At 69.1% G+C, this 22,214-nt stretch carries 21 protein-coding genes, 1 tRNA gene and 4 pseudogenes; 9 read left to right on the top strand and 17 right to left on the bottom strand.

All coding sequences use genetic code 11. The annotated features are described in order from the left end of the window. The first annotated feature begins 24 nt into the window (after window positions 1-24). The 4 genes from AB0D27_RS24595 to AB0D27_RS24580 all read left to right on the top strand — a co-directional run bounded on the left by AB0D27_RS24595 (window position 25) and on the right by AB0D27_RS24580 (window position 3,119). Window positions 25-597 (top strand): XRE family transcriptional regulator, encoded by a 573-nt coding sequence (locus AB0D27_RS24595; RefSeq protein WP_362512536.1) that lies wholly within the window; start codon window positions 25-27, stop codon window positions 595-597. After that, complete coding sequence (locus AB0D27_RS24590; RefSeq protein ID WP_362512533.1) at window positions 594-1,130, top strand: GNAT family N-acetyltransferase; 537 nt, start codon at window positions 594-596, stop codon at window positions 1,128-1,130. Before AB0D27_RS24595 ends, AB0D27_RS24590 begins: the two co-directional genes overlap by 4 nt. Before the next feature lie 54 nt (window positions 1,131-1,184). Next, window positions 1,185-1,541 carry an MmcQ/YjbR family DNA-binding protein gene (locus AB0D27_RS24585; RefSeq protein WP_362512530.1) on the top strand — a complete coding sequence of 119 codons (357 nt, stop codon included), beginning with the start codon at window positions 1,185-1,187 and terminating at the stop codon, window positions 1,539-1,541. 114 nt (window positions 1,542-1,655) lie between these two features. After that, complete coding sequence (locus tag AB0D27_RS24580) at window positions 1,656-3,119, top strand: MFS transporter (RefSeq protein ID WP_362512528.1); 1,464 nt, start codon at window positions 1,656-1,658, stop codon at window positions 3,117-3,119. A gap of 73 nt (window positions 3,120-3,192) precedes the next feature. On the opposite strand, the pseudogene AB0D27_RS24575 reads toward AB0D27_RS24580, so the two are convergent. Next, a pseudogene (locus AB0D27_RS24575) lies at window positions 3,193-3,516 on the bottom strand (transketolase); the annotation flags it as partial. A gap of 2 nt (window positions 3,517-3,518) precedes the next feature. On the opposite strand from AB0D27_RS24575, the pseudogene AB0D27_RS24570 reads away from it, so the two are divergent. After that, window positions 3,519-3,764 (top strand): annotated as a pseudogene (locus AB0D27_RS24570) (transketolase); the annotation flags it as partial. An 86-nt stretch (window positions 3,765-3,850) separates the two neighbouring features. Here AB0D27_RS24570 and AB0D27_RS24565 read toward each other — a convergent pair. Beyond that, a pseudogene (locus AB0D27_RS24565) lies at window positions 3,851-3,961 on the bottom strand (transketolase); the annotation flags it as partial. A 349-nt stretch (window positions 3,962-4,310) separates the two neighbouring features. On the opposite strand from AB0D27_RS24565, the gene AB0D27_RS24560 reads away from it, so the two are divergent. Both AB0D27_RS24560 and AB0D27_RS24555 read left to right on the top strand, forming a co-directional pair. Further along, window positions 4,311-4,384: transfer RNA gene (locus AB0D27_RS24560), tRNA-Pro, on the top strand. Between the two features lie 500 nt (window positions 4,385-4,884). After that, window positions 4,885-4,996 (top strand): annotated as a pseudogene (locus AB0D27_RS24555) (IS5/IS1182 family transposase); the annotation flags it as partial. 1 nt (window position 4,997) lies between these two features. Here AB0D27_RS24555 and AB0D27_RS24550 read toward each other — a convergent pair. From AB0D27_RS24550 to AB0D27_RS24510, 9 genes are all read right to left on the bottom strand, one after another. After that, window positions 4,998-5,984: an acyl-CoA dehydrogenase family protein gene (locus tag AB0D27_RS24550; protein WP_362512525.1), complete on the bottom strand. Its 987-nt coding sequence runs from the start codon at window positions 5,982-5,984 to the stop codon at window positions 4,998-5,000. After that, window positions 5,981-7,078: an acyl-CoA dehydrogenase family protein gene (locus AB0D27_RS24545; protein ID WP_362512522.1), complete on the bottom strand. Its 1,098-nt coding sequence runs from the start codon at window positions 7,076-7,078 to the stop codon at window positions 5,981-5,983. The genes AB0D27_RS24550 and AB0D27_RS24545 overlap by 4 nt, the downstream gene beginning before the upstream one ends. 2 nt (window positions 7,079-7,080) lie before the next feature. Further along, window positions 7,081-7,854: an enoyl-CoA hydratase-related protein gene (locus tag AB0D27_RS24540; RefSeq protein ID WP_362512519.1), complete on the bottom strand. Its 774-nt coding sequence runs from the start codon at window positions 7,852-7,854 to the stop codon at window positions 7,081-7,083. Then, window positions 7,847-9,010, bottom strand: a complete 1,164-nt coding sequence (locus tag AB0D27_RS24535) for a CoA transferase (protein ID WP_362512516.1) — start codon at window positions 9,008-9,010, stop codon at window positions 7,847-7,849. Before AB0D27_RS24535 ends, AB0D27_RS24540 begins: the two co-directional genes overlap by 8 nt. Further along, entirely contained in the window at window positions 9,007-9,177 is a 171-nt protein-coding gene (locus AB0D27_RS24530) for a hypothetical protein (protein ID WP_362512514.1), read from the bottom strand. Before AB0D27_RS24530 ends, AB0D27_RS24535 begins: the two co-directional genes overlap by 4 nt. Window positions 9,178-9,215: 38 nt before the next feature. After that, entirely contained in the window at window positions 9,216-10,505 is a 1,290-nt protein-coding gene (locus tag AB0D27_RS24525) for a CoA transferase (RefSeq protein ID WP_362512511.1), read from the bottom strand. A 23-nt stretch (window positions 10,506-10,528) separates the two neighbouring features. Continuing rightward, window positions 10,529-11,320 carry a crotonase/enoyl-CoA hydratase family protein gene (locus AB0D27_RS24520; protein ID WP_362512508.1) on the bottom strand — a complete coding sequence of 264 codons (792 nt, stop codon included), beginning with the start codon at window positions 11,318-11,320 and terminating at the stop codon, window positions 10,529-10,531. Between the two features lie 73 nt (window positions 11,321-11,393). Next, a complete protein-coding gene (locus AB0D27_RS24515) occupies window positions 11,394-12,191 on the bottom strand; it encodes an enoyl-CoA hydratase-related protein (protein ID WP_362512505.1) in 798 nt (265 codons plus the stop codon). Then, a complete protein-coding gene (locus AB0D27_RS24510; protein WP_362512502.1) occupies window positions 12,188-13,795 on the bottom strand; it encodes a long-chain-fatty-acid--CoA ligase in 1,608 nt (535 codons plus the stop codon). Before AB0D27_RS24510 ends, AB0D27_RS24515 begins: the two co-directional genes overlap by 4 nt. A 269-nt stretch (window positions 13,796-14,064) precedes the next feature. On the opposite strand from AB0D27_RS24510, the gene AB0D27_RS24505 reads away from it, so the two are divergent. After that, a complete protein-coding gene (locus AB0D27_RS24505; RefSeq protein WP_362512499.1) occupies window positions 14,065-15,018 on the top strand; it encodes a LysR family transcriptional regulator in 954 nt (317 codons plus the stop codon). On the opposite strand, the gene AB0D27_RS24500 is transcribed toward AB0D27_RS24505, so the two are convergent. The 3 genes from AB0D27_RS24500 to AB0D27_RS24490 form a co-directional block, all read right to left on the bottom strand. Beyond that, the gene (locus AB0D27_RS24500; RefSeq protein ID WP_362512496.1) at window positions 14,921-15,808 is read right to left on the bottom strand and encodes a LysR family transcriptional regulator; all 888 of its coding nucleotides are present in this window, start codon (window positions 15,806-15,808) and stop codon (window positions 14,921-14,923) included. The two genes, AB0D27_RS24505 and AB0D27_RS24500, sit on opposite strands and share 98 nt — an antisense overlap. Window positions 15,809-16,028: 220 nt before the next feature. Further along, window positions 16,029-16,793 (bottom strand): SDR family NAD(P)-dependent oxidoreductase, encoded by a 765-nt coding sequence (locus AB0D27_RS24495; RefSeq protein ID WP_362512493.1) that lies wholly within the window; start codon window positions 16,791-16,793, stop codon window positions 16,029-16,031. 224 nt (window positions 16,794-17,017) lie between these two features. Next, on the bottom strand, window positions 17,018-18,151 hold the full coding sequence (locus tag AB0D27_RS24490) for an acetyl-CoA C-acyltransferase (RefSeq protein WP_362512491.1): 1,134 nt from the start codon (window positions 18,149-18,151) through the stop codon (window positions 17,018-17,020). 461 nt (window positions 18,152-18,612) lie between these two features. Between AB0D27_RS24490 and AB0D27_RS24485 the strand changes: the two genes are divergently transcribed. Beyond that, window positions 18,613-18,804 carry a hypothetical protein gene (locus tag AB0D27_RS24485; RefSeq protein WP_362512488.1) on the top strand — a complete coding sequence of 64 codons (192 nt, stop codon included), beginning with the start codon at window positions 18,613-18,615 and terminating at the stop codon, window positions 18,802-18,804. 269 nt (window positions 18,805-19,073) lie between these two features. On the opposite strand, the gene AB0D27_RS24480 is transcribed toward AB0D27_RS24485, so the two are convergent. The 3 genes from AB0D27_RS24480 to AB0D27_RS24470 form a co-directional block, all read right to left on the bottom strand. After that, window positions 19,074-19,775, bottom strand: a complete 702-nt coding sequence (locus AB0D27_RS24480) for a GntR family transcriptional regulator (RefSeq protein ID WP_362512485.1) — start codon at window positions 19,773-19,775, stop codon at window positions 19,074-19,076. A 320-nt stretch (window positions 19,776-20,095) separates the two neighbouring features. Further along, window positions 20,096-20,725, bottom strand: a complete 630-nt coding sequence (locus AB0D27_RS24475) for an isochorismatase family cysteine hydrolase (RefSeq protein WP_362512482.1) — start codon at window positions 20,723-20,725, stop codon at window positions 20,096-20,098. A 75-nt stretch (window positions 20,726-20,800) separates the two neighbouring features. Then, window positions 20,801-22,024, bottom strand: coding sequence for an MFS transporter (locus AB0D27_RS24470; RefSeq protein ID WP_362512555.1), 1,224 nt, complete (start codon window positions 22,022-22,024; stop codon window positions 20,801-20,803). Window positions 22,025-22,214: the final 190 nt, after the last annotated feature.

The raw sequence follows: 22,214 nt of genomic DNA, 5'->3' as shown, positions 1-22,214 counted from the left end.
CTCATATGGGATAACATCTCGAATATGGGAAGCGGTGGTGAGGATGTTGTCGATGTCCGCCTGGGCGCCAGGCTGGCCGAGCTGCGGGCCGAACGCGGCTGGTCGCTCGGGGAGTTGGCGGAACGCAGCGGAGTCAGCCGCTCGACCCTGTCCCGGGCCGAGCGCGCGGAGATCAGTCCCACGGCCTCGCTCCTGAACCGCCTGTGCGGTGTCTACGGGCGGACCATGTCGCAGCTGCTCAGCGAGGTCGAGGCGGCACCCGCGCTGGTGGTGCGGGCGGTCGACCAGGCGATCTGGGAGGACAAGACCTCCGGTTTCCTGCGGCGATCGGTGTCGCCGCCGCACGCCGGACTGCGCGGTGAACTCGTCGAGGGGCGGCTCGCGGCCGACGCCGACATCGCCTACGACCGCCCTCCCGTGCCGGGTCTGGAGCAGCACATCTGGATCCTGCAGGGGAAACTCGAGGTGACCGCGCAGGACGTCGAGCATCACCTCGACGCCGGTGACTGCCTCCGACTGCGGGTGTGGGGCCCGACCCGCTTCCGCTGCCCCGGTCCCGAGGACGTGCGTTACGCCCTGGCGGTGGTGCTCCCATGACCATCGTCTCAAGGCTGAACGCGACCGAACTCCTCGCCTGCGTCGATGAATTGGCCGACCTCCTGACCGACACCGTGCACGGCGGGGCCTCGATCGGATTCCTCGCACCGCTCGACCGCGCCGCAGCCGTCGGCTGGTGGGAAGGACGCGGGGCCGCCGTATCGGCGGGTCACCTCGCCGTGTGGGTGGCCCGTGGCGAGTGCCGGCTGCTGGGCACTGTCAGCCTGGCCTTCCCGGACAAGCCCAACAGCCGCCACCGCGCCGAACTCGTGAAGCTGATGGTGCACCCGGAGTGCCGCGGGCAAGGCCTCGGCCGTGTGCTGCTGGCGACCGCCGAGGCCGAGGCGGCCGCGGCGGGAGTGACCCTCCTGCACCTCGACACAGAGACCGACAGCTCCGCCGAGTCCCTCTACCGCTCCGCGGGCTGGACCCGGCTCGGGGCGATACCCGACTACGCGGCCACGCCGTCGGGCGAGCTGCGCCCGACGACGATCTTCTACAAGCACGTGGGAGCGGCAGCCGCCGGCGACTGAGCCGATCAGGCCTTCGGCGAGTTGATGTCAGTGCCGTTGGCTACGGTGCGTGTCATGCAGCATGCCGAAGACGTACGACGTATCGCCCTCTCCCTGCCGGACACGACGGAGAAGATCGCCTGGAGCATGCCCACGTTCCGTGTGGCGGGAAAGATGTTCGCCACGCTGCCCGAGGAGGAGACCTCCATCGCGGTGCGCTGTCCCAAGGAGGAGCGCGACGAACTCGTCCTGGCCGAGCCCCGGAAGTTCTGGATCGCCGACCACGAGGCGGGCTTCGCCTGGGTCCGGGTTCGCCTCGGCGCCCTGGACGGCGACGAACTCCGCGACATCCTGGCCGACTCCTGGCGCCAGGCGGCTCCGCCACGGCTGCTGGAGTCGCACCCGGAGTTGGGGCTTCCGTCCGCCGAGTGAAACCCCGCGGCGTTGTCAGTCCCGCGTGGCATGATCCGGAAACAGGAGTGAGAGGCGGGACGCTCGGCTGCGCGGGGGAGTCGTCGGGCGTCGGCAGGGGAGGGGGCGAGTGGGATGGGTGGGGCGTCATCGGGCGGGAAGCCGCCGTGGGACGAGCCGTCGGGCCGCGCCGGTGGGGGCGGGGAGCCCTCCGGGCCCGCCGTGGACTCGGGTGGCGGTGTCCAACGCACCGGGACGGCGCGGCACAAGCCTGCCGCGGAGACAGGGCACAGAGCTTCCGGCCGCCGTGACATTGTTGCCGCCGACGGCCCCCGGCCCGTCTGGTCCCGGGACTTCGCGTTGTTCTTCGTCGCGCGTGCCCTCGCCCGGCTCGGCGACACCATGCTGCCGGTGGCGCTCGCCGCGGGACTGCTGCAGTACGGCTACGGGGTGGGCGCGGTCGGCCTGGCCATGGCCGCGTCGGCCGCCTCTTTCGCCGGACTGGTGATCTTCGGCGGGGTCATCGCCGACCGGGTCAGCACCCGCAAGCTGATGATCGGCGCCGACCTGGTGCGGCTGGCCACTCAGTCGCTCGCCGCCGCGCTCTTCTTCACCGACCATGTGATCCTCTGGCAGATCTGCGTGATCGGCGCCGTCAACGGCGTGGCGGGCGCGGTCTTCCAGCCCGGTGTCGCCAGCACGGTGCCCCGTCTCGCCACCGATGTGCAGGGCGCCAACGGCGCCATCCGGATCGCCGAGTCCGCCGCCCAGCTCGTGGGCCCCGCCCTGGCAGGCCTGTTGGTCGCGTTCGCCTCGGCCGGAGGGGTCTTCGTGGCCCACGCGGCCACCTTCGCGCTGAGCGCGCTGTGCCTGCTGTTGCTCCGCCTGCCCCCGGCCGCCTCCGGAAGCCGGGCTCACGGCGGCAGTTTCAAGGCCGATCTCGCCGAGGGATGGCGGGAGTTCAGATCCCGTACGTGGCTGTGGGGCGTCATCGTGATCTGGTGCGTGTACATGATCTCCATCTGGGGCCCCACCGTGCCCCTGGTGGCGACGGAAGTGGTCCAGCGGCACGGCCCGCGCGCCTACGGCCTGGTCAACTCGGCGCTCGGCGCCGGCACCGTCATCGGCGGACTGATCGCGCTGCGGCTGCGCCCCCGCCGTATGCTGCGCGCCGGTTCCTTCGCCCTCTTCGCCTTCGCCTGCTTCCCGGCGTCCGTCGGCGCGGGACTCGGCGTGGCGGCCATGTCGGCCGGAGCAGTGATAGCCGGGGCGGGCATGTCGCTCTGGAGCGTGATGTGGGCGACCAGCGTGCAGACGCAGGTCGCGCCGGACGTCCTCAACCGCATCCACGCGTACGACGTCGCGGGCTCCCTGGCGATGATGCCCGTCGGCCAGGCTCTGGCGGGACCGGCCGCCACCGCCCTCGGCGCCGACCACGTACTCCTCATCGCCGGCGTCATGACCGTCGTCGTGTCCACAGCCCTGCTGTCGGTGCCCGCGATACGCAACCTCGTGCGCGTCGACGCCGCCGCTCCCCGGCCGCGTACGAACGCGGCGATACCCGAACCGGCGGGGCGGGAGAACCGCCGAGCCGTGTGAGAACGCGGTCGTTCGCCTGGGGAGGGCGACGGCACCGGCGCAGACGACCGGGGATCGGGCGGAGGTGCCATCGTCATGCGCGGGCCCGCGCCGCTGCCAGGAATCCGTCGATCCGCTCCCTCAGCGATTCCGCGTCGAGTCCGTGCGCGGCCACATGGTCGTCGATGCTTCCGTAGCGGCGCAGCTCGCGGCGGCCCACACCGAGACCGAGCACCCGGTGGGGTACGTCGGCGAGCGCGTCGCCCGCGGCGGCCGTGGAGGTGCCGGCCAGGTACGGCTCGACCAGGACGACATCGGTGCCCGCCGTCTCCGTGGCCCGGCGCAGGGCGGCCGTGTCGAAGGGGCGGACGGTGGTCGCGTAGAGCACGGTGACGTCGAGCCCCTCGGTGGCGGCCAGACACCTTCGCCAGCTTCCTCGTCGAGCGGCCCTTTGAGCAGATCAAGCTTGACCTCGGACACCAGGACGCCGGCGCCGTCCTCGTCAGCGCGTCAGGGTCCTTCGACTGGCCCGCCGGCGGCCTCACCCACATGGCGCCCGGCGATGTGGCCCTGCTCGACACGCTGGACGGCTGGACCGTGCACGTCCCGGGCCACCCCGACGAGGCCGAGACGCTGCTGCGTCACGCGGTCGCCGCCGGGAACGACATGAAGTTTGGTTGAGGTTGCACGATCGTCGGCATGACGATCACGGCGAAGCAGGGCTACGCGTATGCGGACCTGTCCCGGCTCCGGGCCTCGGAGAAGCCGTCCTTGCCGATCTCCGCGAGGACGACCGCGAGGCGCGGATCCTCGTCGAGCAACCGTGAGACGACGGGGGCGAATCGGTCACGCATGGTGTCCATGACAGGGAGATGTCCTTCCAGGAGGCGTGGGACGCGATGTCGTCCGGGGCGGCGGGCGGCATCGGGAAATGGCGCGGGCGGGGTTCAGGCGTACTTCGGCTCGACCCGGGCGACGATCACGCGGGGGCAGCCGGGGTGCGGGGCGGTGAAGGCGGCGTACAGGGCCTCGTGGTCGCGGCCGTCCACGGTCGCGGCGGACCAGCCGGCCGCCTCGAACCGGGCGGCGATCAGGTCAATCCCCAGCCTGCCGCCAGTCAGCCCCGCATAAACGAGTGCGCGACCACCGGCACGAGTGCGGTATTGTTTCGGTGCACGTTCGGCCAGGGGAAACCCCAGGTCAGGCGGGCACCGGGACGTGGCGCAGCTTGGTAGCGCACTTGACTGGGGGTCAAGGGGTCGCAGGTTCAAATCCTGTCGTCCCGACGGTGCGAAGGGTCTTCGCAGGCGAGAGCCTGTGGGGGCCCTTTTCGTATGGGTAGTTTCCCATCTTCGAGGTTGAGCACGCCGCTCACCGGCGCCTTTACTCGGAGGCCGGCGAAGATGCCGCTACTGGACCTGGACAAAATCACTGGGGGTCTGTCGAAGACCTGGTCGGGGTTTCTGCGGGACTGGGACCGCTCGTTGCGGGCGGGGAACCATCCGGAGACCACTCGGCACAACTATCTGCTGGCTGCCGCGCAGTTGGCGCGGTTTCTGGGGGAGTACTCACCGGATCCAGAGGCCGACGACGCGGTCGAGGATCCGACCGGCTCCGCTGCGATCCCTCAGGCGCCACTCGGATCGCGGCCGAAGCCGCTCCCCTGTCCGCGCTCAGAGCGCAGGCCGCACTGTGGATTCCGGCTGAAGAACGCGACGACTTCAATGTCCACATCGTCGGTGATATTGCTGTGGACGGCGGGATCAGGGCGTCGGAGCCGTCTTGGACAGGGCCTGTCATCCCGCACCGCCGTGCGAAAGGGCAGAGTGGCTTGCCCGGCCTGGAGGGAGGATCACACCACCTCGCACCGTCGAGTCAGCGCCCGCGTCGAGCACGTCCTTACAAGTAGGCATGATCTTCAGCGCCACCTGCCAACTCGTCCCACACCGCCACCTCCGAGCGCGTGAGCGCTGCGTTTCCGAGACCGGAGGTCCACCAGCTCTGCGGCGCCGCGTAGTCACGCCAGGCCCACAGCGTGCGGGTCCAGCGGTGCAGGGGATATTCGGCGGTGATTCCGATGGCTCCGTGCAGTTGGTGCGCTGCCCGGGCGACGTCGGTTGCCGCCTGCCCCGCGATCGTACGGGCGGCCTGCGATCCGGCGAGGCTTCGCGTCTCGTCGTCGGCCACGTCCACGGCGTGCGCGACAGCAGCCGATGCGGCACCGACGGTCACGCGCATCAACCCGAGGCCGCGCTGCACGGCAGGCAACTCGATCAACGGTGCACCGAACTGCTCGCGCTCGCGCACGTACGCCCTGGTCAGCTCGTATGCTCCGGTGATTGCGCCAGCCAGGTAGGCCGCCGAGAGCAGGCCGATCCGCGCCACGATCAGGCTCCGCGCCGGCGCGCCGGGCAGCGGCTGTGAGGGCACCGGGCTGACAAGGGTGTCCCGCGGCGCGCCCGCGATGTTCTCACTGCGCTCCAGCGGCGCGTCGGTCAAGTCGAACAGCAGCGTGGGACCGTTCTCGGGGCAGACGAGGACCGCGTCGCTGTCCCGCGCCCACGGGATGCCGGTGCCGTGTTCGAGGACGATGGTCGCCCGGGCCGGTCGAGGCGCGATCCCCGCTTCCGCGAGAACCCAGCCGGCGACGGCGTTCTCCAGCAGCGGCGTGCTGACGGCGTGGCGGCCCAGGGCACCCAACGCCGCGCACAGGTCGGACAGTTCGCCGCCGGACCCGCCCTGCTCTTCCGGGATGCCGATGCCGTCCAGACCGAGCTCGCCGAGCGCGGTCGCCAGCGCGGTCGAATCGTCGCCGGCACGCTGGACGATGGTGGCTATCAGCTGCTCCAGCTCGCGGACGGAGTCGTCGGCCCTGGTCCTGGTCATGCGCGTGCCTCCTGCTTGGCGATGATGCTGAGCAGTACTTCGGCGGCACCGCCACGGAGGCCGAAGCCCGGCGAGGCAAGAAGGGCCTGCCCGAACGTACTGCTGGGGCCGGTGTCGGCGCCCAACCCGAGCGTCCGGTAGGCCTCGAGGATGTCGACCTCGAAGGCGTAGCCGAGGTACTTCAGCGGCGCGGCGGCCTGAACGGGCGGCTCGCCCCGGTCGAGGTCCCGCGCGACCTGGAAGGCCATGTGCCGCAACATCGCCAGCCGTGCGACGAGCCCGCCGACGACGAGCTGCGCAGACGTGTCCCGCACCTGGGCAGTGAGGATCTCGACGAGAACGGGATAGGTGGACAGCACCCGCTCCGCGCCGCCCCGTTCGAAGGACAGCTGCTCGACCACCTGCCGCCAACCGTTGCCGACCTGGCCGAGGACCCGCTCCCCTGGCACGAAGACGTCGGTGAACTGGACCTCGTTGAAGTGATGTTCGCCGGCGAGGTCGACGATCGGGGTGACGGTGATCCCGTCGGTGTCCATGTCGACGATGAACTCGGTGAGCCCCTCGTGCTTGCGCTCCCCGTCGCTGGTCCGGGCCAGCAGATAGGCGTGGCTGGCGCGATGGGCGTGGCTGGTCCATATCTTGTGGCCCCGCACCCGGTAGCCGCCGCCGACCTTCTCCGCGCGGGTGCGGACCGCGGCAAGGTCCGATCCCGCGGCCGGCTCGCTCATGCCCAGGCAGAACACGGCCTCACCGGAGGTGATCAGCGGCAGGATCTCCTTGCACAGCTCTGGCGAGCCGTGCCGCAGAACGGCCGGCCCGATCTGCCGGTCACCGATCCAGTGCGCGGCCACCGGCGCGCCCAGACGGAGCAGCTCTTCGGTGACCGCCAGCCGGTCGACGTTGCTGCGTTCGGCCCCGCCGTACGCACGCGGCCAGGTCATGCCCAGCAACCCACGGCGGGCGAGTTCCCGGCTGAAGTCCAGGTCGAAACCGCGCAACCACGCGTCGCTGCGCACTGGTCCCGGGTGGACCGCACGCCAGGAGGCCACCAGATCACGGACCTCCACGCGCAGGGCCCGACGGGCGTTGTCCATCTCTACCTCCCCAGGAATCGGGCCGGGCGCTTCTCGACTTGCGCGGCGTAGGCCTCGGCGGCGTCCTGCGTCGAGGCGATGACGGCCAGATGGGACGAGATCAGGTCCAGCGCGGTCAGAAAGTCGTGATCGGCGCCCTGCCGTACCGCACGCTTGATCATCCGTACCGCGTGCGGCGGCCGGGCCGCGAGGGTCTGGGCGAACTCCCGGACGGCCTTTTGGGGATCGTCCACCACCTCGTCCACGATCCCGGCCGCCAGTGCGGCCTCGGCGTCGACGAACTCCCCGGTCCACAGCAGTCGCAGCGCCCGGGAGGATCCCACCAGCCGGGGCAGCAGCCAGCAGCCGCCGTCGCCGGGCACCAGGCCGATCCGGACGTAGCCCTCGCTGAACCGCGCGGTACGGCCTGCGATGCGGTAGTCGCACATCAACGCCATGTCCATCCCGGCGCCGACCGCGGATCCCTCGACGGCGGCCAGCACCGGTTTGTCGACCTCCTGCAGGGCCCGCGCGACCCGGTGCACGTGGCCGGTGAGGAACAGCTTCTGCTGCAAGGGCGTCTTGTCGACCATGAACTCGTCGAGGTCCACGCCGGAGCAGAAATTTCCGTCCGCCCCGGTGACGATGATCGCGTGCACCTCGTCGTCGGCCTGGGCGGTCAGCAGCGCCTCGGCCCAGGCGTCCACCACGGCTGCGGTGAAGGCGTTCCGGCGCCGCGGGCGGTTGAGCATGATCGTCGCCACCCGGTCGTCGACCGAGTACTCAAGGTCAGCCACGGTAACCTCCGTCGATGTCGAGGCCGGCGAGGACCTCGGCGGTGTCCGCCCCGAGAAGAGGGGCGTGCCAGGACGCGTCAGGCGGAGCGTCCCCGGTCGGGCCGGGCATGGTGGGCAGTACGAGATCGCCCTCTGAGGGATGGCTCACCCGGCGGAAGAAGCCGGTGGCGAGGAGGTGCGGGTCACTGAACAGGTCGTCGATCGAGTTGACCGGACTGACCGGGATGCCGCTCGAGGCCAGTTCGTGCAGCCACTCCGCGCTTGTGCGCTCGCCCATCGCCGCCTCGACCATCCCGTAGAGCTCATCGATGTGCAGCGTGCGTTCGGTGATCGTGCGGAAGCGTGGGTCCTCGGCCGCCTCAGGCCGGCCGACGAGGCCGAAGAACGTGGCCCACTGCGCGTCGGTGTAGATCATCACGGCGATGGAGCCGTCCTTCGTGCGGTACGGGCGGCGGTAGGGCGAACTCGTCCGCGCGTAGCCCGAGGGTCCCGCCGGCGGGTCGAAGACCAGTCCGCCCTGCTGCTCGAGCAGCGTGAACGAGACCATCGTCTCCAGCATGGGTATCTCGATCGCACGCCCGCGGCCGGTGCTGTCCCGCTCGTGCAGCGCGGCCAGCAGGGCCGCGGCGCCGTACACGCCGACGATCTTGTCCGCGATGGCACTGCGCACGTAGGCCGGTTCACCGCAACCGCCGCCCTGCAGCGCGGCCAGGCCGCTGCGGGCCTGGATGACATCGTCGTAGGCCGGGTCGTTCTCGGCCGGACCGCCGGCCCCGAAGCCGCGGAACGCGAGCAGGACGCAGCGGGGGTTGCGCGCCAGTACGGCCTCGGCGGTCAGGCCGGCCCGTGCGGCCGCCTGCGGACGCATGGTGTGGACCAGTACGTCGCAGGAGTCGATCAGCCGGTTCAGCGTCGTGCGGCCGCTGTCGTCCTTCAGATCCAGCACGACGCTGCGCTTACCGCGATTGGTGTTGAGAAACACCGGGCCCATGCCGGTGCGACGACGGTCGCCGATGTAGCGGACCACATCGCCGGTCGGTGGCTCGACCTTGATCACGTCGGCACCCCACTGCGCCAGCAGCAGGGTGCAGTACGGACCCATGAACGTGGAGCTCAGGTCGACCACCCGCAGACCCGCCAGCGCCGGCCCCGTCATACCACCACCCGCTCTTGGTCGCGCGCGGCTCGGGCAACGCGCCCGAGGCATGCACCCAAGGCGGCGGGCGCGACACGCTTTTCCGGAGTGAACGCGTACTCGCGCTCCCGCCGGTTCAACAGGATGGGCGCGAAGCGACCGCGCACCGCGTACTTCACATCCGCCACAGGATTCCCCTCTCGTCAGCGTTTTCGGCCACAACGTCTCAGGCGTGGGGACGGGTGGCCCGCAGCGCGCCGGAGTCGACCAGTCCGTCCGTGCCGATGATTCCGAGGTCGATCAGCTCACCCAGCTCCGTTGCGGACAGGCCGAGTTCGGCCCGCAGGATCTCCTCGGTGTGCTGACCCACCCGTGGTGACACCTTGGGCAGGGACTGATGGCCGTCCATGACCACGGGCGAGCCCGGCGCCAGATGCCTGCCGACCCCGGGTTGGTCAAGCTCTGACAGCAAGGGGTTGTCGCGCAGCAGGAGCGCACCGTCGGCCGCGAGATCGGTGAAGCTCTGGTACGTCGACCACAGCACTCGGGCGTGGCGCAGCACCGCCTCCGACTCGGCGAGGGTGTGCCTCTCGAACCAGCCCGCGAGCAGTCCGCCGAGCATCGCACGATGCCGGTACCGTTCGTCCTCGTCGTCGAAGTCGACGCCAAGTGCGGTGGCCAGTGCCGAAACAGCGTCGGTCATGTCGGTTGCCCCGAGCAGGTCGCGCCAGTGCCGGACCGTGAGCGCGACGATCATCAGCCGCTCACCGTCCGCCGTTTCGAAGTCCCGCCCGAAGGTGCCGTAGACGTAGTTGCCGCCTCGCTCACGCGGTGTGGTCACCTGCGCCTCGGCGAGATAGCCGAGGTTTCCGGCGGTTGCCATCGCGACGTCCTCGAGTGCGATCCGCACCTGCTGTCCCTCACCGGTGAGGAGCCGGTGGCGTTCCGCGGCCAACAGGCCGATCGTCAGGTAGAGGCCTGCCGCCACATCCCACGCCGGCAGCACGTTGTTCACCGGCTGCGTCCAGCCCTCCGGACCGTTCAACTGGGGGAACCCGGTCTTCGCTTGAACCGTGAAGTCCACTGCGGTTCCACCGTCGCGCCGACCGGTGAGCTGTACGTGGACAAGGTCGGGCCGCCGCACGCGCAAAGCGTCGTACGTCAGATCGGGATACCGCTCGGAGTTGCTGATCACGATCCCGCCGCGCGGTCCTCCGCCGACGATCAGATTCTCCACGAGCTCGCGACCGCGCTCGGACGAGAGGTCCACCGCCATGGCGCGTTTGCCCTTGTTCACGCCCGACCAGAGCAGGCTCGTACCGCTCTGCGACCGCGGCCACCGGGTGCGGTCGGCGGCGCCACCGAGCGGCTCGATCCGGATCACGTCGGCGCCCAGCTGCGCCAAGGTCATGCCACTCAACGGGGACGCGACGTAGCTCGACATCTCGACGATCCGCATGCCTCGCAACGGCTCGCTCTGCGGCTGCTCCGAAGCGTGTCGCTCGTCATCGGTCACCGTCAAAGGCGACTCGTGCCGGCTCATCGTGCCTGCCAGTTCGGACGACGCTTCTCGGTGAAGGCACGGGCGCCTTCCTTGGCGTCCTCGGAGCTGAAGACGGGATCGATGATCTCGCGCTGGCGGGCGAACCGCTCCGGCTCCGGCCACTGCTCGTGTTCACGGATGACGCGCTTGCTGGCCAGGACGGCGAGAGGGCCGTTCGCCGCGATCCGGGAGGCGAGCGCCAAGGCCATGCCGAGGGCGTCACCGTCCTCGGCGAGCCTGTTGACCAGGCCCACCTCGTAGGCCCGCTCCGCGGTGAGCATGTCCCCGGTCAGGGCCAGTTCCATCGCGATCTGCTGAGGTATGCGGTGCGGCAGGCGCAGCAGTCCACCCGCCGCGGCCACCAGGCCGCGCTTCACTTCGGGGATCCCGAACCTGGCTGAGCGCGCGGCGACAACGAGGTCGCAGGCGAGGACGATCTCGCAGCCACCTGCCAGTGCATAGCCCTCGACCGCCGCGATCAACGGCTTCTTCGGCGGGGCCTCGGTCACGCCCGCGAACCCGCGGCCCTCGATGCTGGGCCGTTCGCCGCCCAGGAACCCCTTCAGGTCCATACCCGCGCAGAAGCTGCCGCCGGCGCCCGTGATGATGGCGGCCCGAAGGTCGTCCCGGCGATCGAGCTCGTCGAGCGCGGACGCGACACGCTCCGACACCGCCCTGGTGACGGCGTTCTTCGCGTGCGGCCGGTTGAGGGTGATCACCATGACGCCGGGCTCGTGGCCGATCAGCACCTCGTCGGCGGCGACAGCTTCCCTGATCTCGTTCGTCATCGTTCTTGCGTCCTTACTGAAACCCCGCGGGGACAGTCATCAAGCATCGTTTGCGCGCTCGCCGTTGGAGCCGTCAAAGAAGCCATTTGCCTGGGAAGTCCGGCTCGGTCTTGTCCACGAAAGCCCGCTTGGCAGCAGGAGCGTCAGTGGCGTAGTTGACCACCTGTACCCGGGCCTCGCTCTCCAGCGCTTCCCTCAGGGAGCCGGTGGTCGCCTCGTTGAGCATCAGCTTCGACTGGGCCAAGGCGATCGGCGGGCCTTCGGCCAGGCGCTCGGCGAGGTCGTCGGTGAACTCGTCGATTTCCTCCGGTTTCTTCACCCAGGTGACGAGACCCAGTCGCAGGGCCTCCTCGGCATCGATGAAGTCCGCCAGCAGGGCGAGACGCTTTGCCTGCTGCAACCCGACGATCCGGGGCAGCAGCCACGATCCTCCGAAGTCCAGGGAGAGACCGCGGCGGGCGAAGATCTGGGAGAAACGGGCGGTCGTCGACGCCACCACGAGATCGCAGCCCAGGGCCAGATTCCAGCCGGCACCCACGGCGACACCTGACACCTTCGCGATGACCGGCTTGGGCATGTCGTGCAGTGCCATGGCGATGTCGCCGTACCAGCGCATGCGGTTCAGCGGGTGCCTTTCGACCTGTGCCCCGCTCAGATCGGCCCCGGCGCAGAAGTCATCCCCCGCTCCCGTAAGCACCACAGCCCGTACGCCCTCATCCATGCGTGCGTTCCGCAGTGCGTCCTGCAGCCGCGACCAGGCATCGGCGTCCATCGCGTTCTTGCGTCGAGGACGGTTGAGCGTGAGGGTGAGCACGGGGCCCTTGCGCAGGACGAGGACCGACTCGCCGGCATCGGTTGTTTCGGTTGTCACGCTGTGCACTCCCCGTCCTTGAGGGCGCGATCGACGGCCAGTTCGCCTGCTTCCCGGCGCAATTGCGTCTTGAGCACTTTCCCCATCGCATTGCGCGGGAGTTCGGAAGCGAGACGGATCTGTCGAGGGCACTTGTAGGCCGCCATCCGCTCCCGGCACCAGCGCTCGATCTCGTCAGCGGTGGGCGAGGCGCTCGCATCGCGTGGCACGATGACCGCCAGCGGGGTCTCGCCCCACCGGCTGTGGGGCGTGCCGACCACGGCGACCTCAGCCACCTGGGGGTGAGCCGCGAGGACGTTCTCCACCTCGGCGCAGTAGATGTTCTCCCCACCGGAAATGATCATGTCCTTCTTCCGGTCAACGACGTAGAAGTAGCCGTCGTTGTCCTGCCGCACCAGGTCGCCGGAGTGGAACCAGCCTCCCGTGAACGCCTCGGCGGTCTCACGTGGTCTGTTCCAGTACTCCTTCATGACTGAAGGGCCGCGGTAGACGATCTCTCCGGTCTCTCCCTGAGGCACGTCGTTCATCTCGTCGTCGACTACACGCACCTCGACGTTGAGGAGCGGTGTCCCCACGGAACCGATTTTGCGGAGAGCGTCCTCGCCCCGGAGCACGGTGGTGACCGGGCTGCACTCGGTCTGGCCGAAGGTCGACTCGATCTCGGCATGCGGGAAGGTGTCGTGCAGGGTCCGCAGCAGCGTGGTCGTCGCGGGTGCGGCGCCCCACCGGACGATGCGGATCGGCAGGTCGCGGTGGGCGATGCCGGGAACATCGCAGATGGCCTGCCACTGGGCCGGAACGAAGAAGCATTCCGCGATCCGCTCCCGCTCGAGAAGGTCCACCATCTCGACCGGGTCGAAGCTCCCGGACCGGGCCAGCACGACCCGGCCGCCGGCCAGGATGGAAGGGAACAACCCCGCGAGGCCGGCGATGTGGAACAACGGCGTCGCCGCCAGCCACACCCGGCAGTCGGTCGGCATCCCCAGATGTGCGATGCGGCTGATGGTCTGGACGAACAGGTTGTGGTGGGTGAGCACCGCGCCTTTGGGCCGGCCGGTCGTCCCCGACGTATACATGATGTAGGCGGGTGCATGCTCGTCGGCCGAGCCCTCGGCGCAACCGGGCGAGGCCTGTTGCAGCGCTGCCTCGTAGTCGTTCGCGTCCGGCAGTGTGCCTGCGGCCGCGCTTCCGATCACGAGCCAAGCGCGGACGTTCGGCGCCCCAGCCCGCGCGCGGAACGCGGTGTCCGCCAGGGCGGCCTCGGCAATGAAGAAGCACGCCCCGCTGTCAGCAAGGACGTAGGCCACTTCGTCGGCCACGAGACGGAAGTTGACCGGCACGCAGATCGCGCCCAGCCGAGCGCAGGCGAAGTACACCTCGACCGTTTCCAGTCCGTTGTACGCCATCAGCGCCACGCGGTCGCCAACCCCCACGCCGTACTGGCGAAGGGCGTGGGTGAGCCGGTTGACGCGTTCATCGAGCTGCCGGTAGGTCCGATCCGTTTCGCCGAAGCGGAAGGCCACCTGGTCGGGGATCGTGCGCGCGTGCCGGCTCAATTGACCGCTGATGGTCATGTCCTGCCCAGGCGTCACCGTCGTCGCCATCGTGCTCCTTGTGTTCGTGGGTGATCGGGCCCACCGCTCACCAAGCCGTGCTGGGCCGCCGAACCTCCCGCCGCGCGAGCCCGGTTACCTCCCCACCCGCGGGGTTCGTCTCTCCTTCGCGCCGTCTCCGGGCCACCCGAGTGCATCACCACGCACGGGCGTCGCACAAAGACTCAGGTGTGTACGGATCCATTTACAGAACCTATGTCCGCAGGTCACAGCGGTACACGCTGCCCACCAGCCGGGGAGAGGTGCCGTAGCCTGCTGTGGTGGATCTCCGTCTGGTCGAGTACTTCGTCACTGTCGTCGATCACAGCAGCATCACCAAGGCCGCGAAGGCCCTCTACATCTCGCAGCCATCGCTGTCGCAGGCCATCCGTAACCTGGAGGGCCAGCTCGGTGTCCAACTGTTCGACCGTTCCGGCAGGCAGCTCACCTTGACGGCCGAGGGGGAGTCGTTCGTCGGACCGGCCCGACAGATCCTGGCCGACGTCAAGCGCGCCAAGGAGAGAGTGCACGCCGTCCGGGAGCTTGCCACCGGGCGTCTTGAGATCTCCGCCCTGTCGACTTTGGCCGTCGACCCGCTACCGGACCTGACCATCAGGTTGCATCAGCGCCATCCCGGCATCCTGGTGGATGTACAGGATCCCGGCAGCTCAGTCGGTGTCGTCAGCCAGGTCCGCCGCGGGCAGGCGGAGCTGGGCTTGACGGAACTGCCGGTCGTGGGAGACACCTTGCAGAGTCAGGAACTCTGGGTGCAGGAGACCGTCATTGTCCTGCCCCCTGCTCTGGCCGCCGAACTGCCCGACCCGGTGCCACTCGAGGCGGTCGGCGGGATTCCGCTGGTACTGGAGTTCTCGGGCTCCCAGGGTCGAGCCCGCCTCGATGAGACGCTGGATCAAGCGATCGGCCATGTCGCCGTCGAGTGCGCTCACCGGGAAGCCATCTGGGAGTTGGTCATGCACGGCGCGGGCGCGACGTTCCTTCCCCGGCGCATCGCCGAGAGCGAGCTCAGCGGTGTGGTGGTGCGCTCGACCAAACCGCAGATCAGGCGTTCGGTGGGCTTCGTGTTCCGCCCCGGTCCCCTGTCACCGGCGGCCCAGGCGTTCTTGGACGTTGCGGAGGTCATGCGTGCGGAGCGCGCGAACGAGCCAGGTCCACAAACGCACGACCTGCGGGCGACAACGTCGAAGCGTCGTAAACCAGACCGTAAGCGCGGCTGATCCGCGGTTCCACGGCCCGCACCACCGCCCCTCGAGCTACCGAGGCCTCGGCCATCGACCGCTCCATGAAGCTGCCGCCCACACCCGCGAGAACGAAGGGCAGCCGCGCCTCGCGGTGCTGCACAACCGCCGCGGGCCGGACCACGCGACCCGCCGCCGCAACCGCGTGTTCGACCTCGCCGGCCTGCGGGAAGCCTCGCGGCACGATGACTTGTGGCAGGTCCGGGAGCGCAGAGAGCGGCAAAGGGTCCTCGGGCGGCAACTGTGAGCCGGGAGGAAAGACCAGCCACCACTCCTGTACTCCGAGTTCACAGACAGCCAGGCCGGCGCTGCCTGGAGTCGGCAGGTGGCACACCACGATCTCGCAGTGGTCATCCCTGATCAGAGAGGCACCGGCCGCCTCGTCACGCAGGTGCCCGATCCGGACGTGCACCTTGGGGAACTCCTGCCGGAACGCGCCGACCAGTCGCGCCACCGGATCCACCGACAGGGCGGGCATGGCGACGATGTCCAGTCGGCCGCGCCGCCGCCCGGCCGCATCGACCAACGCCCCCTCCGCGGCGACGACATCGCGGAGAATCCGCCGCGCGGGCCCCACCATGCTGTGACCGGCGGAGGACAGCACCATGCCGCGGCCGATCCGGTGGAACAGCGGGACGCCCAACTCGCGTTCCAGTGCTCGGACGGCATGCGAAATCGTGGGCTGGGCGACATCGAGTGCGGTTGCCGCCGCATTGATGCCGTTGTGGTCGACGACCGCGAGAAAGTACTCAACCTGGTGCAGATCCACGGACCCACCCTAGACGCGATACCGGGAATCACTTTGGTGATCTTGTCGACTCAGGCGACTGGGTCTGCGGTGCACAGGACCTGGAAGCGGCTTGCTCGTCGACGGGGTCGATGGGGCGCGGGAGTCGTGTCGATTCAGCGGATGAGGAAGGTTGCGCATCGGGCGCGGACCGTGGCGCCGGGCGCCGGAAGGGCGGTCAGCGGTGACCACCTCCCACCGGTCAGCGCGGTGCCATCCGGATGGCACCGTCGAGCCGGATGGTCTCGCCGTTGAGGTAGCCGTTCTCGAGAATCTGACAGGCCAGCTGCGCGAACTCGTCCGTGCGGCCGAGCCGGACGGGGTTGGGCACGGCAGCTGACAGTGAGGCCCGCACGTCGTCGCGCAGGCGGGCGAGCAGCGGCGTGTCCATGATGCCGGGGGCGATCGTGCACACCCGGATCGACCTGCCGGCCAGATCACGCGCGGCGGTCAAGGTCATCCCCACGATGCCTGCTTTCGATGCCGTGTACGGGATTTGCCCTATCTGACCTTCATACGCGGCGACGGAAGCGGTCAGCACGATGGCGCCACGCTCGCCGTCGAGCTCCTCGTGGCGGGCGATGCGGGACGCGCCGAGCCGCAGCGCGTTGAACGAGCCGATCAGGTTGAGCTTGATCACCCACTCGAAGTCTTCGAGCGATCCGGGGTTGCCTTCCTTGTCGAGCAATCGGAGCTTTCGGCTCGCGCCGGCGCAGTGGATGAGGCTTCGGAGCTCGCCGTGTTCGTCGGCCGTGTCGAGCGCCGCTTCGAACTGCTCGGCGTCGGTGACGTCAGCGGCGACAAACCGAGCCGCCTCACCGAGCTCCGTGGCGATGTCCGCGCCGTTGGAGGTGGGCAGGTCGATGATGGTGACCTTGCTGCCCGCCTTGACCAGCCGCCGAGCCGTGGCCAGCCCGAGCCCGGAGGCACCTCCAGTGACGGCCGTGGACAATCCTTCCAAACGCATGTGCGTCCCTTCTCAGTACGCAGAGGCAACTCAGAGGTCAGGCGCTGGGCGGTAATCGTTCTCAGCGCCCAGTGGTGGCCGCCGTACATCCGGCCAGTCTCGGCGGCGTCAACCGCACTCAACTCACCCGCATGCACAGTGGCCGTCATGTAGGTGAATGCCTTGCGCTCTTGCCCGGGCGGGTTGTGGGCCGGACCTGATCTCTCGGCGATGTTGTGCGGGTATCAGAGCAGCTCGAGGATGGTGGCGTTGGCTTGACCGCCTGCTTCGCACATCGTCTGCAGGCCGTAAGCGATACGCCGGTCCTTCATGTGGTGCACGAGACGCGTCATCAGGATGGCGCCGGAACCGCCGAGGGGGTGCCCCACCGCGATCGCCCCACCCAGCGGGTTGAGCCGATCACCGGCACCTCCGGTTTCCGCCTGCCAGGCGAGTGGCACCGGCGCGAACGCCTCGTTGACTTCGAAGGCGCCGATGTCGTCGATGACGAGTCCCGACTTCTTCAGTGCCTTGGCCGTCGCCTCGATCGGCCCAGTGAGCATGATGACCGGGTCGTCCCCGGCCAGCGCCACTGTGTGTATCCGGGCGATCGGCCGCAGACCTCGCGCCCGGGCGGTTTCGCTCGACGTGATGAGCAGGGCGCCCGAGCCGTCCGAGATCTGCGAGGAGTTGCCGGCGGTGATCACACCGTCTTCGCGAAAGGCGGTTTTCAGGCCGGCCAGCGTCTCCACCGACGAGCCGCGCCGAATGCCTTCATCGGCATGCAACCTGCTTTCGACGGGTGCGAGCTGGCCGTCGAGGGCACCGGAGTCCACGGCCGCCGCCGCCCGAGCGTGCGACTGTGCCGCATACTCGTCCAGTCGCTGTCGGGAGAAGCCCCAGCGCTCGGCGATCATCTCCGCGCCGACGCCCTGATGGAAGCCATCGACTCCGTAGCGCTCGAGCACTCGGTCGGGGAAGGGGTTTCCGTCTCGCGCGGCCGATCCCATGGGTACGCGGCTCATGGACTCGACGCCGCCGGCGATCACGAAGTCGTAGTGCCCGGCGATGACCCCCGCGGCCGCGAAGTGGACCGCCTGCTGGCTGGAGCCGCACCGGCGGTCGACCGTCGTGCCGGGGACTGACTCCGGCCACCCTGCGGCCAGTACGGCCACCCGCCCGACGTTGCCGGCCTGGTCACCGACCTGGCTGACGCATCCCCATATGACGTCGTCGATCTCGGCCGGATCCACCTCGTTGCGCGCGACGAGCGCCTTCAGCACGTGCGCCGAGAGCTCCGCAGGGTGCACGCCGGCCAGTGACCCGTTGCGCTTGCCCACGGGAGTGCGGATCGCATCGACAATGACCGCGTCCCTCATATGTCTTCTTCCTTCTCGAGCCATTCGGTCAACCGGAACAACTACGTGCCTCCGCTTCGGCGCAGTGACCTGACCGAGCGGCCGCCGCCCGGTCCGGGGCAGCGGCCAGGAGCACACGTGGCCGGTAATACGTGGGCTCATGACACCCGTTACAGCGCGTGCCCACATTGAACGAGGCCTGATCAAGGTGGTCAAAGTCGTGTGTCCGAACGCAGCGTTAGCCGTTGCCTATGAGCCCCTGTCAGCACGGGATACGGACGGCCCCTGGCCGACTGAACGGAGGGAACCCCGCACAAGCATCTGCGGAATCGTGAGCCCGCGGGCCCAGTCCATCGGCGAGCGGTCACGGGGGCGACCGACACGAGGCCGGCCCTTCCTGTCGGTTACCGCACTCCACATGTACCGAACGGTGTGGTGCGTCCGGCTCCGCCTTTGCGTGCCAGGAACGCTACGAATGCTCTGTGCTTCACCATCAGACGTACGTACGCCTCAATCGCCTGCCGACGGCGCCCAGGCTTCAAGGGTTTGTCGCCCATGTCGTCGAGACCGCCTTCCGGTCCAATCCGGTCTCCCCGGCGATCTCCGACGGGCTCGTCGCTCCGGACTCCAACAGGCCGGCGAAACACCGCAGTTCAGTGACGACCGTCGTCTGATGCCCGCGCCGACGAGCGAGCCGAAGCGACCATGTTCACCGCGGCGCGAAGAACGCGCCCGTGAATCGCCCGGGTTCGGTGCCGAGCGCAGAACATCGAATCGTCGGCGAATGGGGCGACCGGCGCCGCTACCTCCCCCGGGAGAGTCGACAACGCGCTGCTTCGCCCCGTGCTTTCCGTGCTGCACAGAACTGATCGTCACAACTCGCGCGCGACATACGCCGGCCAGTTCGGGAAATCCAGTCCCGCGATCGTGGTCGCGTCGGAGCTCAGCTGGTCGGCGCGCCCACAGGGTTGAGGCCGTCGGCGAGGGTCTCGGGGGTGGAGTCGGTCAGGCGCGGGCTTTCGCGATGGCGGTGCATGGCGGTGACGAGCCCCGGCCGGTCGTGCGCGGCGATCCGGTCGATGATGTCCCTGTGCTCCTCGACGCGCTGGCGGCGCGACTCGGATGCGATCATCCGCGTGGCCATGAAGGGCTGAGCGAGCCGCCACAGTCTCGCCAGCTCGTCGACCATGATCGAGTGGGGTGACAGCGAGAAGATCTGGAAGTGGAATTCGCGGTTCAGGGTGAGCGTCTCGGCCGGGTCGTAGTCGTCGGCCACGAGGAGCATCCGGTCGTTGAGCGAACGCAGGTGGGCGAGGGTGTCCGCGGTGGGCCAGGCGATCGATGCGATCACCTCGTCCTCGATGAGTTCGAGCATGCGGTGGTACTGCCTGAGCTCGCGATGGCTTCGCTTGGCGACGAAGAAGCCGCGGTGCTTCTGGTGGACGAGCACGCGTTGCTCCAGCAGCACCTGGAGTGCCTCGCGCACGGGGACCCGGCTCACGCCGAGCTCTTTGGCCAGGTCTTCCTGGCGTAGCTGCTCTCCCGGCCCGAGGCTGCCGGTGCTGATCCGGCCCAGGAGGGTGCCGACGATCCGGTCCACGGAGGCCCCCGACTTGGTCAGCTGCCGCTGCTGGGAATCGGTCATCGTCGTAGTACCCCATCGTATGGGGGCCCTGGCCCCCGCCCCGAGACATGAGCATGCAAGTTCGCATTCAATGTTACCTTGCCGACCAGCCTCCTCATGGGCCGCTCACCGCCTGACGAGGCGCGATCTTCCGCGATCCAACCTGCCGGCCGGGCCCGCCCGCCCTGGTTCGAGCGGGCGCGCCGGGTGCCGTGCCGGAGACCGGCGGTCCACCATCTGTGCGGCGCGCCGAAGTCGCCCCAGTCTCACAGTGCGCGGCTACAGCAGTGCACAGGGTATTCGGCCGTTGGCCACACGTAGTCCCCCGCGGCGCCGGCCCGTCATGCCACCACTGGTTCTTGGCCGTCCGCGATTCGGGCGAGGTAGTCCTTGGAGTTCGTGATCTCGGCGAAGGGGCTCTCACGCAGGACGTCGATGGCCCGGTCGTGCACTCGTTGATTGAGCGCGCCGACACAGTCGGCGAACAGGACGGGCTCGAAGTCGTACTGGTATGCCGACTTGCAGGTGGTCTCGACACAGACGTTGGTGTAGGCGCCGGACACGAGCACGTGGCGCACTCCCATGTTGGTCAGGATCGCCGCCAGCGGGGTGGCGAGAAATCCGTCGAATCGGGTCTTGTCGACGACGGTGTCCTCGGGATGGGGGGCGAGCTCGTCGATGATCTCCGCATCCCAGGTGCCACGCGCCAGGCCGCCACGTCGCATCGCCTCGGGGACCAGTCGGCGGAACACCGCGTCCGCGTCGGCGTAGTTCGGCTGGAACACCATGCGCAGATACACGATGGGGACACCGAGCGAGCGCATTTCGGTGATCGTGCGACCGAGCGTGCTCACCTGCTCGTCGAGCCGGTGGATCGGCCCGGCCAATGACCGCATCACGCCGTCGGGGTGGCAGAAGCTGTTCTGCATGTCGATGACGAGCAGTGCGTGCGACGATGCCGAACTGTCCATGGGGTGCCTCGTTTCGGTTGGGGATCATGTGGAGAGGTGATCGGGACGATCAGTGCCGCGTGAAGGCCTGCGTGGTCATCGCGCCAGTTCCTCCAGTTCGCGCCCGGCGGCCTGCTTGCTCCCGAGCAGCATCACCAGCGCGCCGGCGGCGGACAGCGTCCCGGCGGTGAGAGCGGTGACGGAGAACAGCGCCGCTCCGATCAGTGCGGCGAAGGCGGCGGGCGCGATCGCGTTGCCGGCGAAGAAGAAGGCGTTGAGGAGGCCCGCGGCGGTGCCGCGCACCCGGGTGGGGAAGGACTCCAACCCGTAGCGGCCCCACGCCGCCAGGCTGCCCTGGCCGAAGAAGCCGAAGCCCGCCATGGTCGCCCACGCCCATGCGGTGTTTCCCTCGACCGCCATGAGGCCGACCGCGACCGCCCCGGCGATTCCGAACCCGACCAGCAGCGTTCGGGCTGCGCACCGGTTGCCCAGCAGGCCCACGACGATGTTGCCGGCGAGCGCGGCGACCGCCTCGATGCTCAGGGAAAGCGCGACGTCCCGAGTCGGCAGATGGTAGTAGGCCTCGAAGTACGTGGCGGACAGCGCCAGTACGAAACCGGTGCTGAGGTTCATGAGCAGTCCGCCGACCGAGGTCACGATCGTCTGTCGGCGCAGGTCCGGTGCGAGCAGCTGGCGCCATGGGGACTGCTGGGTATGGGCGACGCCGATGTCGTGCTGCGACTCCGCCGGCCCGGTCACCGCGGCCTTCCTGACGCGAGCAGCCTCGGCCGCCCGGGCCGGCTCGCGGATGAACAGCGGGGAGAGCACCAGCAGCAGCAACGGCACGAACGTCAACAAGAACAGCAGGCGCCAGTGCCCTCCGGGCAGCAGTATCGCGCCGACGGCGCCCACCAGCAGGGTCCCGACAGAGAAGGACCCGGTGACCAGGGCCAGAGCGAGACCGCGTCGTCGTGGGGTGACCTCCTCCCCGACGATCACCAGCATCGGCGTCATCACCACCAGACAGGAGCCGGAGAGCGCTCCGATGATCGCGTACTGCCAGCTCGCGGTCACGAACGCGGTGAGCCCGCTGAACGTGCCCGCCGCGAGCAGCGCGAACTGCAGCGCGCGCTTGCGGCCCACTCGGTCCATGGCCGGACCGATGACCAGGTTGAGCAGCGCTGTCACGACGAAGGCGGCGCTGAAGACCAACCCGCCGAACGCCACGGACATGTCCAGACTGCGCAGAATCTGCGGGAGCGCCAGATTTCGGGCCACCGAGTCGAAGGCCACGGTGACCATGGCGACGACGCCGAACATCGTCACGGCGGGGCCGCGGCCCCGAGTCCTGGAGGGGTTTCGGGACGGCGATCCAGCCTCCGCAAGAGCTCTCTCCAGCATGGCCAACCTCCAGGTGAGTCGCGTTTGACTGTGCGCCGACACGATCTGACCGGGTCCTGTGCGGCGCGACGAAGGCTAGCGAAGGTGCACACCAAACTGAAGGCGCTTT

The sequence above is a fragment of the Streptomyces sp. NPDC048415 genome, assembly GCF_040651675.1.
Classification (GTDB): Bacteria; Actinomycetota; Actinomycetes; order Streptomycetales; family Streptomycetaceae; genus Streptomyces.
This window is presented reverse-complemented; position numbering and strand designations above follow the sequence as displayed.

Excerpts from the sequence above, each read along its gene's own strand:
- AB0D27_RS24545 (WP_362512522.1), bottom strand. The coding sequence starts at position 7,078 with ATGGACAACGCCCGTCGGGCCCTGCGCGTGGAGGTCCGTGATCTGGTG.
- AB0D27_RS24580 (WP_362512528.1), top strand. The coding sequence starts at position 1,656 with ATGGGTGGGGCGTCATCGGGCGGGAAGCCGCCGTGGGACGAGCCGTCG.
- AB0D27_RS24595 (WP_362512536.1), top strand. The coding sequence starts at position 25 with ATGGGAAGCGGTGGTGAGGATGTTGTCGATGTCCGCCTGGGCGCCAGG.
- AB0D27_RS24510 (WP_362512502.1), bottom strand. The coding sequence starts at position 13,795 with ATGGCGACGACGGTGACGCCTGGGCAGGACATGACCATCAGCGGTCAA.
- AB0D27_RS24585 (WP_362512530.1), top strand. The coding sequence starts at position 1,185 with ATGCAGCATGCCGAAGACGTACGACGTATCGCCCTCTCCCTGCCGGAC.
- AB0D27_RS24535 (WP_362512516.1), bottom strand. The coding sequence starts at position 9,010 with ATGACGGGGCCGGCGCTGGCGGGTCTGCGGGTGGTCGACCTGAGCTCC.
- AB0D27_RS24550 (WP_362512525.1), bottom strand. The coding sequence starts at position 5,984 with ATGACCAGGACCAGGGCCGACGACTCCGTCCGCGAGCTGGAGCAGCTG.
- AB0D27_RS24475 (WP_362512482.1), bottom strand. The coding sequence starts at position 20,725 with ATGGACAGTTCGGCATCGTCGCACGCACTGCTCGTCATCGACATGCAG.
- AB0D27_RS24480 (WP_362512485.1), bottom strand. The coding sequence starts at position 19,775 with ATGACCGATTCCCAGCAGCGGCAGCTGACCAAGTCGGGGGCCTCCGTG.
- AB0D27_RS24520 (WP_362512508.1), bottom strand. The coding sequence starts at position 11,320 with ATGACGAACGAGATCAGGGAAGCTGTCGCCGCCGACGAGGTGCTGATC.
- AB0D27_RS24495 (WP_362512493.1), bottom strand. The coding sequence starts at position 16,793 with ATGCGTTTGGAAGGATTGTCCACGGCCGTCACTGGAGGTGCCTCCGGG.
- AB0D27_RS24590 (WP_362512533.1), top strand. The coding sequence starts at position 594 with ATGACCATCGTCTCAAGGCTGAACGCGACCGAACTCCTCGCCTGCGTC.
- AB0D27_RS24470 (WP_362512555.1), bottom strand. The coding sequence starts at position 22,024 with ATGTTCGGCGTCGTCGCCATGGTCACCGTGGCCTTCGACTCGGTGGCC.
- AB0D27_RS24490 (WP_362512491.1), bottom strand. The coding sequence starts at position 18,151 with ATGAGGGACGCGGTCATTGTCGATGCGATCCGCACTCCCGTGGGCAAG.